The organism is Pseudactinotalea sp. HY160, from assembly GCF_009372055.1.
In the GTDB taxonomy this organism is placed as follows: domain Bacteria; phylum Actinomycetota; class Actinomycetes; order Actinomycetales; family Beutenbergiaceae; genus HY158.
In genome coordinates, this window is sequence record NZ_WHMT01000008.1 from 94672 (window position 1) to 106096 (window position 11425).

Below are 11425 nucleotides of genomic sequence, written 5' to 3' on the forward strand. Positions count from 1 at the left end.
GGATCGTCTTAGCATGGATCATGGCCGACATCGCACCGCCCCTCCGCCCGGTTCCCCGCCTCCCCCTCGGCGAGGACGGTGAACGTGAGCCGCTCTGGCGGACCGTGCTCGGGCGGGAACTGCGCAGGCTCCGCCACGGACGCGGGGAGACCCTCGGCGAGACCTCGACGCGCGCCGGGGTCTCCGCGCAGTACCTGTCCGAGATGGAACGCGGGGTCAAGGACCCCTCCAGCGAGATGATCGCGGCCGTTGCGGGCGCGCTCGGGGTCTCGCTCATCGACCTGACGTCCGCCGTCGCGCGGGAGCTGCATGCGCCCGCCGCGGGCGCTCCGCGCGGGGCCTCCGGCCGGGCCGCGCTCAGCCTCGCGGCCTGAGGCGCCTCACCGCTGCTCGATCACGTGATCGAGCAGCCCGTAGTCGCGGGCGGCGGTCGCCGTGAAGACGCGGTCGTGGTCGGTGTCGGCGCGCAGCGTCTCGACACTGCGTCCCGTGCGCTGGGCGAGCACGCCCTCGATGTCCGTGCGGATCCGGACCACTTCGTCGGCCTGAAGGATGAGGTCCGGGATGCTGCCCCTGCCCTGGGCGGCCGGTTGATGCAGCACGATCCGGGCGTGCGGGAGCGCAGCGCGCGCCCCGGCGGCGCCGGCCGCCAGGAGCACGGCACCGACCCCGACCGCCTGTCCGACGCAACTGGTCGCCACCTCGGAGCGGATATAGCGCATGGTGTCGTAGACGGCGAGCATCGCGCTCGGATCGCCGCCCTCGCAGTTGATGTAGAGCTGGATCTGCCGGTCGGGCTGATCGGACTCGAGGTAGAGCAACTGCGAGATGAGCGCGTTGGCGACACCCGCGTCGATCGCCGTTCCCAGGTAGATGATCCGCTCGGTCAGCAGGTGTGAATACACATCCAGGACCCGCTCGCCGCGAGGGTGGTGCTGAACGACGTGCGGAATCGTGTAGCCGCTCATCGCCCGCTCCCGCCTCGCGTGGGGCCGAATCCGGCGGAGTCTCGCCGTGCGGGGCCGACTTCGTCGAAGTCCTGGACGATCGCGTCGATGAAGCCGTACTCGAGGGCCTGCCGGGCCGTGTACCAGTGATCGTGCAGCGAGTCCTCGAACACCCGCTCGATCGGCCGGCCCGTGTCGTGGGCGATGATCCCGAGTACCGTGTCCCGGGTGTGGCGGAGGTCGTCGGCCTGCAGCTCGATGTCGACCGCCGTGCCGCCGATGCCCGCCGAGCCCTGGTGCATGAGGATCCGAGCGTGCGGCAGCGCCCGGCGCTTGCCCGGCGTGCCCGCGGACAGGAGGAACTGGCCCGCGCTGTAGGCGATGCCCAGCGCGAGGGTCGAGACGTCGCTGGGGACGAGCCGCATGACGTCCCGGATGGCCAACATCGCCGGCACCGACCCGCCGGGGGAGTGGATCCACAGGGAGATGTCGTCGGCGGGCCGGTCGAGTGCGAGGGTCATGAATTGGGTGGCGAGCAGGGTGCCGTTGTCGTCGTCGAGTGGGCCGTCGAGCACGAGCACGCGCCGGTCGTAGAGAGCGCGGCGGGTTCGCTCGTCGAAGCGGGGGGTCCTCGTGTCGTCGTCCATGCCCGTCAGCCTGCTGCGCCGGCCGGCCCGGGCGCCACCGGTTCTGCTGCGGGCGGCTCCGCCGTGAGCGGCGCGGCTCAGGCTCGCGGAACCGGCCGGCCGGATCGGGGGCGCGTGCGAGTCCCGGGCCCGCTCGGGTCGCGCATGAACCAGGTGAGGGCCAGCCCGAGCACGGGCAGCACGATGAGAGCGGTGAACATGACCCGCAGGCTCGTGTGATCGGCGAAGGTGCCGAGCAGCGGGCTGAACAGCCCGCCGACGCTCACGCCCAGCCCGACCGTGACCCCGCTCGCGGTGCCGATCCGGTTCGGCAGGTAGTCCTGGCCGAGCATGATGAATACGGCGAACGGCAGGTACAGCGCGATCCCGGTGAGCGCCACGAAGGCGAGCGTCACCGGCCAGGATCGGGTGAACACGAGCCCGGCCAGCGCGGGCACGGTGAGCACGAACCCCGCCCGGATGCTCATGAGCCGATTCGACCGGTCCGCGACCCAGCCGCCGAGCAGGGTGCCCGCGGCGCCGGTCACGAGGAAGACCGTGAGCGCCGCCCCGCCGACCGACTCGCTCGTGTGCAGCTCGCGGATGAAATAGAGCCCGATGAACGAGGTGATCCCCAGGAAGAGGATCGAGCGGATCACCACCACCACGATGAGCTTGACGAACTCGGGCCAGTCGTCGCGGCCCGTCGGCATCGCGGCGGTGCGGCGCCGGCCGGACCGGCCGTCGAGCACGCGTCGCAGCCGCAGCGCGAGGATCGTCGCCATGACCGCCGCCGGGATGAGCAACAGCGGGGTCCCGCGCACGCCGAGCAGCAGGAACACGGGCGTGGCCACGAGGGAGCCGAGCGCGTACCCGCCGTTGCCCCCGAGCGCGAAGATGCTCATCGCCCGGTTGCTGGGGCCGCCCGCCAGCCGTGCCGCCCGCGCGGCCTCGGGATGGAACGCCGCGATCCCGAAGCCGGAGATCGCGATGAGGATCCACGTGAGCGGATACGAGCGGGCCAGGCCCACGAGCGCCAGGCCGACGCCCGCGGTGAGCATCCCGGCCCCGATGAGCCACCGCCGCGGCCGGCGGTCCCCGAGCACCCCGAAGACCGGCTGCGCGACCGAGGAGATGAGCGTCGCGGCGAGGGTGAGCCCCGCGATCGCCGCGTAGCTGTAGTGACGCTCCGCCGCGAGGAACGGCAGCAGCGCCGGCACGACGCCCTGATAGAAGTCGTTGACCAGGTGCGAGGTCGACATGAGCGCGACCCCGCCGCGGTTCATGCTCAGGGACGGCGCCCGCTCGCCCTCGTCGTGATCGTCACCCACCGTTCCAATCTAGGACCTGGACCGCCGCATCGCCTCCGGCTCATTCGCCGGCGGCCTCGAGGAACGCCTGGAGGATCGGGCCGGCGGTCTGCGCCCCGGCGATGCCGGCGTCGACGAACACCGCGACCGCGAGGTCGCCCTGGGCAGCGATCATCCAGGCGTGCGGGTCCGTGGACTCGTCGGCGGCCCCGTGCTCGGCGGTGCCGGTCTTGGCGCGGACCTCCTCGCCCGGAACGCCGGCCAGGAAGGACGCGGTGCCGTCGGTCACGACGCCGCGCATGAGCTCCCGCAGCACGGTGGCCTCCTCGGCGGTCAGGGGCTCACCCACGTCGGCGGCGACGGTGACGTCCTCGATCAGGTGCGGCACGACGGCGGTGCCCGCCTGGACCGATGCGGCCACGGTCGCCATCGCGAGCGGGCTCGCGAGCACCCGGCCCTGCCCGATGATCGCTGCGGCCGCGTCGGTCTGCCCGTCGGTGGCCGGCACCTCCCCGAGGAAGGCCGGGAAGCCGAGGCCCTCGGAGTCGCCGCCGAGGCCGAGCGCCCGGGCGGCACTGGTCAGGTCGTCGGGTTCGAGGCGATCGCGCGCGCCGATCAGGTTGGTGTTGCAGGAATGGGCGAATCCGTTCCGGAACGAGATCTCGCCGAGCGCCGAGTCGGGGTAGCCGTCGTAGTTCTTGAAGCTCCGGCCGTCCACGTCGATCGTCGCCGGGCACGGCAGCACGTCGTCCGCGGCGACGCCGGCCCGCAGCAGCGCCAGCGCACTCACCACCTTGAACGTCGACCCCGGCGGGTACCGGCCCTCGGTGGCGGTGTTCAGGCCCGCGCTTCCCGGGCCGCTCGCCGCGGCGAGCACCGCACCGGTCGAGGGGCGGATCGCCACGATCGAACTCGCGGGCTCCTCGTCCGCGTCGCCGGTGGCGTCCGCGGCGTCCCTGAGGAGAGTCTCCGCGGTCGTCTGCAGGGTCGGGTCCAGGGTGAGGCGCAGCGGCGGGGCCGGCTTCGTGTCCCAGTGCGCCACGGACGTGCGTTCGACGTCGTCGCACTCCGCCCCGTCCTCGCAGCCGCCGGCGCGCAGCACGACGATCTCGACGTCGGGCCGGCCGCGGAGCTCCTCGTCGTAGCGCGCCTGCAGGCCCGAGCGGCCGACGAGGTCTCCGGCCCGGACGGCGCCGCCGGATGAGTCGATGATCTCCGCGGTCGCCGGCCCCACGGTGCCCAGCAGCTCGCGGGCGAAGTCGCGGGTCGGGGCCAGGGGTAGCGAGTCGTCGACCTTGCGCGCGCCCGGGATGTCGGGGAAGTCGGCGTCGATGAGGCCCTCGGCGTCCTCGGGGCGCACGACGATCGCCTCGACGAAGGCCTTCGGGCCGGCGGCCTCGGCCGCGGCCACGAACCGCTCGGCGTCGACGCCGGTCGCCGCCGCGATCCGCTCGGCCGCGGCCGCGACCTCGCCCGGCTCGATCAGGGTCTTGTCGAGCCCGTAGCGTCCGACGGCCCGGTCGGTCACGAGCACGGTGTTGCGCGCCCCGAGGATCTCGGCCCGATCGGGAAACGTGCGCACGACGTCGAACCGGTCGCCCTCACCGAGCTCGGCCAGCAGCGCACTCGGCTCCCACCGCACGCGCCACTGCCCGTCGGTGAGCGCGAGCCGGGCGGACGTCTCGTACTCCCAGTCACGATCCTCGATCGACCAGGTCCAGTGGAGCGGCACCGTGGCCTCGTCGTCCTCGTAGCGGATCGTGCCCGCGTCGACCCGCACGTCGTAGCCGGCGAGCGGCTCGACCTGATCGGTGAAGGCGGCCGCGGCGGCGGGGTCGGCGAGCGGCACACCCTCGAGGCTGTGCTCGGAGAGGGCGGCGGTCAGTGCCGCGGCCGTCTCGTCGGCGCGAGTCGATTCGATCGAGCACGCCGAGAGCGAGACGAGGACGCAGGCGAGCAGCGGGGGCAGGGAGCGGCGACGGGGCATCGCCCAAGTATCCGGAGGCGCCGAAGAAGTGTCAAAGAGTATCAAATGAATGTATTAATAGCATTTGAGTATCATCCGAGGATGGATCTGCTGCGCCACCTGCGGTTCGCGATCACGATCGCGGAGGAACGCCACTTCGGCCGTGCGGCGGCGCGCCTCGACATGAGTCAGCCGCCGCTGTCGCAAGGCCTGCAGCGACTGGAGCGCCGCCTGGGTGTCCGGCTCTTCGAGCGCGATGCCCGCGCGGTGCGTCCGACGCCCGCCGGCGATGCGCTCCTGCCGCGCATGCGCGACGTGCTCGAGGCCGCGGAGGGCTTCCTCGAGGAGGCCACGGAATGGTCGAGCGAACCGGATCTGCGCGTCGGCATCGCCGCCGATGTGGAGGACCGGGCGTGCCGGGCGGTCGAGGCGCTCGGCGGCCTCGGGGTGGCGGTCTCGCCGCTGATCGCCGGCAGCGTGAGGCTCGTCGATGCGGTGCGGGACGGCGGCCTCGACCTGGCCGTGGTGCGCCACCCGGGGATCGTCGACGGCACCGACGCCCGCGGCGTGCTGACGATCCCGCGGACGATCTGCTCGGCCGGCGGGCGGGTGGCCCCGCCCGGCACCGATCTGCCCGTCGTGGTGCCGCCGCGCCGCTGGCAGCCGGCCGCCCACGACCAGCTCGTCGACGCCCTGCGGCGCCACCGCCATTCGGGTGAGGTGATCGAGGAGGCCGACCTCATGGCCCGCCGCGCGCTCGTCGCCGCCGGCCGCGCGCTCGGGCTGGGCGGCGCGCCGGACGCGACGGGTGCGAACTTCCCGCTGCGGCTGCGGGTGATCCTGCCGGTCGCCTCCGATCGCCGCCGCGACCTGCCGCACCTGCGAGCCGCCGAGTTGCTCGAGACCGCGCTGACATGAGTGAGGGCAGGCTCACCCGGCTGGCGAGCGAGGCCGGCATCACGGCCTGGGTGCACGCGACCCGGCTCGGCGGGCCCCCCGCATCGACCTCCGCCGGCGCGGACGTCCCCGTCGCCGTCGCCTCGCTGTACAAGCTCCCCCTCGCGCTCGTCTGGGCGGATCTCGTGGAGGCCGGCGCGCTCGACCCCCACTCGCGGCTGCTCCTGCGGGCGGAGCAGCGCGCCGCCGGCCCGACGGGGGTCGCCATGCTGTGGGACGACGTCGCGCTCAGTCAGCGGGACGCGGTCCGGCTCATGCTCGCGGTCTCGGACAACACCTGCGCGGACGAGATCCTCCGGATCGTCGGCCTCCGGGCGGCCAATGCGGCCCTCGCCGCCGACGGGCTCGAACAGACCCACATTCGACACGGGTCGGCCGAGACCCTGCGGATCGTCCAGGCCGAGACCGGGGCACCCGATCCGGCGGCGGCCGAGCGGGCCCTGGCCACGGTCGACGAGGAACGCCTCACGAGCCAGTTCGAACCGGCGCTGGCCAGCTCCTCCACCGCCCGCGAGCTGTGCCGGGTGCTCGCGCTGCTGTGGGGCCGGACCGGCCGGGCGCACGAGGCGGTCCGCGGCGCGATGGCCCATCAGGCCTGGCGGCACCGGATCGCCTCGGCGTTCCCGCACGACGACGTGCTCGTGCAGGGGAAGACCGGAACGCTGGCTCGGTTGCGGCACGAGGCCGCCGTCGTCACCTTCCCGGGCGAGTTCCCGATCGCCGTGGCCGTGCTCACCCGCTCGGCCCGGGCCGAGCGGCACCTGCCGCGCGTCGATGCGGCGATCGGAGCGATCGCCCGCGCCGCGGCGGGCCCGCTGCGCATGAGCCGGGACGACGCACCGGAGGCGTCGGCCTCATAGCAACGACCCCGGCCACAGGGCCCACAGCCTGCTCCCGGCGAACCAGGTCGCCGCCCCGCAGGCGAGCGCGAAGCTCACGTTCCAGACCGCCGCGGGCACCCTCGTCAGCCACGCGAGCACGGCCGGATCGCTCGTGGGGGACCGGGAGCCGGCCACGGCACCGAGGTGCCGCCACGCGCCCACGATCCCCACGCCCCCGGCGACGATGAGCACCCAGGCCTGCCAGGCGTCGTCCCCACGCCACCACAGCAGGCCGAGCCCGGCCGTCACGGCGAGCGTGACCGCCCCGGTGAGCCAGGATCGTGCGCGCACGAGCGCGGCGGCCGCCGCGACGAGCGCGAGCGTGAGCACCGGGGCGGCCCATCCCCACGTGGCCGCCGCGATCGCCGCGGCCCCGGCGATCGCCGGCGCCGGATAGCCCGCCCAGGTCGTCAGCGCCCGCCCGGCACCGCGCTCGGGGCCGCGGGTGACGGCATGGCCGGAGGCGTCGGCGCGTAGCACGAGGCCCGTGAACGAGCGCCCGCACGCGAGCCCGACGAGGGCGTGCCCGAGTTCGTGCACGAGCGTCACCCCGAGCCGCGCGAGCCGCCACAGCGGCCCGATCACGACGATCGCCAGCGCCACCGCGGCGGCGAGCAGCAGCGAGCGGGCCTCGACCTCGGGGGCGTCGACCGGCAGCACCCGGACCCAGATCTCGCTCAGACTCTCCACCGGCGCAGCCTACGTGAGCAGCGCGGTGGCCGGATCAGGCGGAGCGGACCATGCCCGCCCACTGGTGCGGCTCGAGCGGAGACGCCTCGGGCGCGTCGGACCCGGCGCATGCGCGCGCCCAGTCGATCGCCTCGCCGAGCACGGCGCGCAGCTCCGCGTCGGGATCGCCCACGCACGCCTCGGAGATCGCCCGGGCGGCGATCACCGTGAGCGGGATGGCCACCGACAGCGGCGGCAGGGCGATCTTCATCCGGCGCATGAACGCGACCGACCAGGAGCGCAGGGCGGTGTGGTCGGCCAGCTCCGCCTCGGCACGACTGCGCCACGGCTCCCGCACGGCCACGGGGTAGGGGCCGGAGTCGCCGAGGATCCGCAGCAGGCCCACGCCGAGGCCGTGCTGGTGCTCGAGCGCCGCGATCGGCAGCGCCCGGAGGGCGGCGATGACCGCGACCTCCTCGATGTACTCGTCGCCGAGATCGACGATGCCGATCACCGACGGGATCATCGGCGCGAGCTGCGGGCGCCCCGCATCCGTGGTGAGATCGTTGACCAGCCGCGCCAGCTGCGCCAGCGCCGGGTCCGTGCAGGCGGGATGGTCACTCCACGGCTGGCCCGCCAGATACGAGGCCAATTCCATGAAGCACGCCCCGCGTCGGGGTTTGCGGTGCTTCCCACGCGCCAGCATGGGCATCATCATTGGTGTAGTCGTCATGATCGACACCTCCGAGAAAGGGAACCGTGTCTCATTCTCCGCCGGTTCACGCAGAAGGGCCAGGGGGCCGGGCGAGGTTCCCCGGCGCGGATCCGCGATCGGCGCATCCCGCCGCCTCACGTTCGCGCGCTCCCGGGCGTCTACCCGGTGAGAGGCGGTGAGGCGCGGTGACCACCACGACCATGACGAACCATGCCCGGATCGAGACCGACCTGGGGGAGTTGACCCTCGTCACGGACGGCGAGGCGATCACGGGCCTGTACTTCCCCGGGCACCCGCACCTGCCCGCCGAACCGGCGTTCGGCGAGCTCGTGGCCGAGCGCGCCCTGCCCGTGCTCCGGCTCGCCGCGTCCCAGCTGCGCTCCTACCTCGCCGGCGAGCGGAGCCGCTTCGATGTTCCGGTGTCGACCCGCGGCGATGCCTTCTCCGAGCGCGTCTGGGGCCTGCTCGCCGAGATCCCGTACGGGCACACGACCACCTACGGCGACCTCGCCCGGCGCCTCGGCAACCGCCACCTCGCCCAGCGCGTGGGCGGGTGCGTGGGCAGGAATCCGGTGAGCATCCTCATCCCGTGTCATCGCGTGGTCGGCGCCGACGGCTCGCTCACCGGCTACGCCGGCGGCCTCGAACGCAAGCGGCGCCTGCTCGAGCTCGAGGAGCCGGCCGCCGCGGCCGCCTCCCGACTGTTCTAGGGTGAGGACGACGCAGCAACCGTTCGAGCACGCCGTCACCGGCCACGGGGTCACCGTGCTGCGGGTGTGCCGGGCCGTGCTCGGGCCGGGGGCCGACGCCGAGGACGCGTGGTCCGAGACGTTCCTCGCGGCGCTGCGTGCCTGGCCGGACCTGGAGGAGGGCGCCAACGTCGAGGCGTGGCTCGTGCGCATCGCCCGACGCAAGGCGATCGACGTCATCCGCGCCCGCGACCGGCGGGCCATCCCCACCGAGACGCTCCCGGAACCGCCCGCACGCGCGGGGACCGGTGGATCGAGCGGGCCCGGTGGATCGGGGGCCGGTGGATCGGGGTCGGGTGGATCGAGCGGCGGGGACCCGGGAGGCGATGCGGCGATCGACTCGGCCACCCTCTGGGGCCGGGTCGCGGCCCTGCCCGAGCGGCAGCGCCTCGCGCTCGGCTACCACTACCTCGGCGGGCTCGCCCACACCGAGACCGCGCAGCTCATCGGCGGCACGCCCGAATCGGTTCGCCGCGCCGCCGCGGACGGCATTCGACGGCTGCGCACGATCTATCACGACGAGGGAGGATCCCGATGAACGCGCGACCCGATCTGCCCGGATCTCCCGGCCGGGCGGACAGAGCCGGCCCCGACGACCCCGACGGCCCCGGCGGCCCCGCCCTCGACGGCCCCGGCCGGGCTGACAGAGCCGCCCCCGACCCGACGGACGGCGAGCTGTTCCCGGTGACGCACGCGGACCTGGCGAGACTGCATGCCCGGCTCGAGGCGAGCGCGCAGGCCGAGGCGATCCTCGACGTCCGTTATCGGGTGATCGACAGCCCGATCGGGCCGCTGCTGCTCGCGGCGACGGCCCGCGGGCTCGTGCGGGTCGCGTTCGAGCGGGAGGGGTTCGAGGCGGTGCTGTCCGCGCTCGCGGGCCGGATCGGCGCGCGGATCCTCGAGACCCCGACCGGGCTCGCGGCCGCCGCCCGGGAACTGGCGGAGTACTTCGCCGGGGACCGCCGGGCCTTCGACCTGACCCTCGACCACGCGCTCTCCGCCGGGTTCAGGGAGCGGGTGCAGCGGTCGCTGCCGCAGATCGCCTACGGCCACACCCGCTCCTACCGTGAGGTCGCCGCGTCCGTGGGCAGTCCGGGGGCCGTGCGCGCCGTGGGCACCGCCTGCGCCACCAATCCGCTCCCGGTCGTGGTGCCGTGCCACCGCGTGCTGCGCTCGGACGGCACCCTCGGCGGCTACGTCGGCGGGCTCGAGGCGAAGGCCGCGCTGCTCGCGCTCGAACGGGCCGCGTGAGCGGCCGGCGTCCACGTGCACTTCGACGGCCCGCGCACCGGGGTGCCCATTGACCCGCCTCGAGGGCGATGCGAGATTGGGCGGATGCGGCGGACATTCCTCTGGCTGGTCAAGAACACGCTCAACCGGTTCACGATCCGGCTCGCGAAGTCCGGCGTCGGGCCGATCTCGCTCGTGCGACACGTCGGGCGCAGGTCCGGGAAGGTCTACGAGACGCCGATCATCGTGGCGCGCGTGCCGCAGGGGTTCGTCGCCGAGCTCACCTACGGCGCGGGCGTGGACTGGTACCGCAACGTCGTCGCGGCGGGTAGCTGCCGGATCCTCGTCGGCGGCACTGTGTACCGGATCGTCGCGATCGAGCCCTATCCGGCCGACGACGGGCGGCGCGCGTTCGGCTTTCCGGCCCGGCTCATCCTGCGGCTGCTGCGCCGGCAGGAGTTCCGGCTGCTCCGCGCGGACGGACGCGCGCCCGGCCGCCGCTGACGGTCAGGTGTCGTGGCCGTCACGGGCTGGTCGGGGCCGGTCGGGGCCGGGTGGGGCCGGTCGGGTCAGGAGTGCCGCGGCGAGGGTGCGGCCGACCCAGTGCTCGTACGCCGCCAGGTCGTAGCCGGCCGTGGTGACCAGGAGCTCATAGGTCTCCGGGCTCGCGATGGCCCACGCCGTGTCGGCCGCGGCCTCGGGCGTCAGGTCCGCCCGCAGCTCGGCGGCCGGTATCCGCCCGACGAGGTCGGCGACGGTGCGGCGGCGCAGATCCTGCAGGGCCCGCCAGTCGGCCGCGACCTCGGCGTCGGTCGCCGCCGCGTCCCGGTAGAGGCGCCAGCCGAGGGCGGCGCGGCCGGCGAGTCCGACATAGAACCGCGCGATGCGCTCGACCACGGCCCGGGCATCGGACTCGGTGCCGGCGAACGACTGGCTGATGAGACGGGGGAGTTGCTCGGAATAGTCCGTGCCCGCATCGCCCGAGAGTGCGGCGTCCAGGTGCGCGCGCAGGAGGGCGCGCTTGCTTCCCCAGGCGAGGTAGAGGGTCTGGACGGTGACGCCGGCCCGGTCCGCGATCCGGGCGACGGTGGCCGCGTGATAACCGCGGTCGGCGAACTCCGCGCCCGCGGCCCGGAGCAGCCGCCGGCGCGTCTCGGCCCGGGAGGCCGCGGCGGCCTCCTGCCGCCGGGTCGGTCGATCGGTCGGTCGATCGGTCGCTCGATCGGTCGGTCGGTCGGTCGCTCGACTGGCCGGACGACGGTTCGGTCGATTGTTCGGGCGACGGGGGGCGGGGGAGGGCATGGACGGATCCCGGGAGCGAGGATTAGAGTGTGATTCAAGTCTACTTGAGTGTCACTCAAATCTCGGAGATGTG

The 11425-nt window shown here is 74.0% G+C and carries 14 protein-coding genes; 7 read left to right on the forward strand and 7 right to left on the reverse strand.

Features of this window, described 5'->3' with window-relative positions; genetic code table 11:
- Positions 1-20 precede the first annotated feature (20 nt).
- Positions 21-374, forward strand: a complete 354-nt coding sequence (locus GCG21_RS09545) for a helix-turn-helix domain-containing protein (protein WP_152909453.1) — start codon at positions 21-23, stop codon at positions 372-374.
- A gap of 6 nt (positions 375-380) precedes the next feature.
- On the opposite strand, the gene GCG21_RS09550 is transcribed toward GCG21_RS09545, so the two are convergent.
- The 4 genes from GCG21_RS09550 to GCG21_RS09565 all read right to left on the reverse strand — a co-directional run bounded on the left by GCG21_RS09550 (position 381) and on the right by GCG21_RS09565 (position 4870).
- Positions 381-968, reverse strand: coding sequence for a ClpP family protease (locus tag GCG21_RS09550; RefSeq protein WP_152909454.1), 588 nt, complete (start codon positions 966-968; stop codon positions 381-383).
- The gene (locus GCG21_RS09555; RefSeq protein WP_152909455.1) at positions 965-1594 is read right to left on the reverse strand and encodes a ClpP family protease; all 630 of its coding nucleotides are present in this window, start codon (positions 1592-1594) and stop codon (positions 965-967) included. The genes GCG21_RS09550 and GCG21_RS09555 overlap by 4 nt, the downstream gene beginning before the upstream one ends.
- A gap of 77 nt (positions 1595-1671) precedes the next feature.
- On the reverse strand, positions 1672-2904 hold the full coding sequence (locus GCG21_RS09560; RefSeq protein ID WP_370517424.1) for an MFS transporter: 1233 nt from the start codon (positions 2902-2904) through the stop codon (positions 1672-1674).
- Between the two features lie 40 nt (positions 2905-2944).
- Positions 2945-4870 carry a penicillin-binding transpeptidase domain-containing protein gene (locus GCG21_RS09565; protein WP_152909456.1) on the reverse strand — a complete coding sequence of 642 codons (1926 nt, stop codon included), beginning with the start codon at positions 4868-4870 and terminating at the stop codon, positions 2945-2947.
- Between the two features lie 81 nt (positions 4871-4951).
- Between GCG21_RS09565 and GCG21_RS09570 the strand changes: the two genes are divergently transcribed.
- Positions 4952-5767: a LysR family transcriptional regulator gene (locus tag GCG21_RS09570; protein ID WP_152909457.1), complete on the forward strand. Its 816-nt coding sequence runs from the start codon at positions 4952-4954 to the stop codon at positions 5765-5767.
- Positions 5764-6666, forward strand: coding sequence for a serine hydrolase (locus tag GCG21_RS09575; protein ID WP_152909458.1), 903 nt, complete (start codon positions 5764-5766; stop codon positions 6664-6666). The genes GCG21_RS09570 and GCG21_RS09575 overlap by 4 nt, the downstream gene beginning before the upstream one ends.
- Here the strand turns inward: GCG21_RS09575 and GCG21_RS09580 are convergent.
- Both GCG21_RS09580 and GCG21_RS09585 read right to left on the reverse strand, forming a co-directional pair.
- On the reverse strand, positions 6661-7377 hold the full coding sequence (locus GCG21_RS09580; protein WP_370517425.1) for a M50 family metallopeptidase: 717 nt from the start codon (positions 7375-7377) through the stop codon (positions 6661-6663). The genes GCG21_RS09575 and GCG21_RS09580 overlap by 6 nt on opposite strands.
- Positions 7378-7411: 34 nt before the next feature.
- A complete protein-coding gene (locus tag GCG21_RS09585; protein ID WP_152909459.1) occupies positions 7412-8089 on the reverse strand; it encodes a hypothetical protein in 678 nt (225 codons plus the stop codon).
- A gap of 167 nt (positions 8090-8256) precedes the next feature.
- Between GCG21_RS09585 and GCG21_RS09590 the strand changes: the two genes are divergently transcribed.
- From GCG21_RS09590 to GCG21_RS09605, 4 genes are all read left to right on the forward strand, one after another.
- The gene (locus tag GCG21_RS09590; protein WP_370517426.1) at positions 8257-8781 is read left to right on the forward strand and encodes a methylated-DNA--[protein]-cysteine S-methyltransferase; all 525 of its coding nucleotides are present in this window, start codon (positions 8257-8259) and stop codon (positions 8779-8781) included.
- A 1-nt stretch (position 8782) separates the two neighbouring features.
- Positions 8783-9358 (forward strand): RNA polymerase sigma factor, encoded by a 576-nt coding sequence (locus GCG21_RS09595; RefSeq protein WP_370517427.1) that lies wholly within the window; start codon positions 8783-8785, stop codon positions 9356-9358.
- Positions 9355-10071: a methylated-DNA--[protein]-cysteine S-methyltransferase gene (locus GCG21_RS09600; protein WP_152909460.1), complete on the forward strand. Its 717-nt coding sequence runs from the start codon at positions 9355-9357 to the stop codon at positions 10069-10071. Before GCG21_RS09595 ends, GCG21_RS09600 begins: the two co-directional genes overlap by 4 nt.
- A gap of 84 nt (positions 10072-10155) precedes the next feature.
- The gene (locus GCG21_RS09605; protein ID WP_152909461.1) at positions 10156-10554 is read left to right on the forward strand and encodes a nitroreductase/quinone reductase family protein; all 399 of its coding nucleotides are present in this window, start codon (positions 10156-10158) and stop codon (positions 10552-10554) included.
- Between the two features lie 3 nt (positions 10555-10557).
- On the opposite strand, the gene GCG21_RS09610 is transcribed toward GCG21_RS09605, so the two are convergent.
- Positions 10558-11352: a TetR/AcrR family transcriptional regulator gene (locus GCG21_RS09610; RefSeq protein ID WP_152909462.1), complete on the reverse strand. Its 795-nt coding sequence runs from the start codon at positions 11350-11352 to the stop codon at positions 10558-10560.
- Positions 11353-11425 lie beyond the last annotated feature (73 nt).

Coding starts and splice junctions, on each gene's coding strand:
- GCG21_RS09545 (WP_152909453.1), top strand. CDS start 21: ATGGCCGACATCGCACCGCCCCTCCGCCCGGTTCCCCGCCTCCCCCTC.
- GCG21_RS09550 (WP_152909454.1), bottom strand. CDS start 968: ATGAGCGGCTACACGATTCCGCACGTCGTTCAGCACCACCCTCGCGGC.
- GCG21_RS09555 (WP_152909455.1), bottom strand. CDS start 1,594: ATGGACGACGACACGAGGACCCCCCGCTTCGACGAGCGAACCCGCCGC.
- GCG21_RS09565 (WP_152909456.1), bottom strand. CDS start 4,870: ATGCCCCGTCGCCGCTCCCTGCCCCCGCTGCTCGCCTGCGTCCTCGTC.
- GCG21_RS09570 (WP_152909457.1), top strand. CDS start 4,952: ATGGATCTGCTGCGCCACCTGCGGTTCGCGATCACGATCGCGGAGGAA.
- GCG21_RS09575 (WP_152909458.1), top strand. CDS start 5,764: ATGAGTGAGGGCAGGCTCACCCGGCTGGCGAGCGAGGCCGGCATCACG.
- GCG21_RS09585 (WP_152909459.1), bottom strand. CDS start 8,089: ATGACGACTACACCAATGATGATGCCCATGCTGGCGCGTGGGAAGCAC.
- GCG21_RS09600 (WP_152909460.1), top strand. CDS start 9,355: ATGAACGCGCGACCCGATCTGCCCGGATCTCCCGGCCGGGCGGACAGA.
- GCG21_RS09605 (WP_152909461.1), top strand. CDS start 10,156: ATGCGGCGGACATTCCTCTGGCTGGTCAAGAACACGCTCAACCGGTTC.
- GCG21_RS09610 (WP_152909462.1), bottom strand. CDS start 11,352: ATGCCCTCCCCCGCCCCCCGTCGCCCGAACAATCGACCGAACCGTCGT.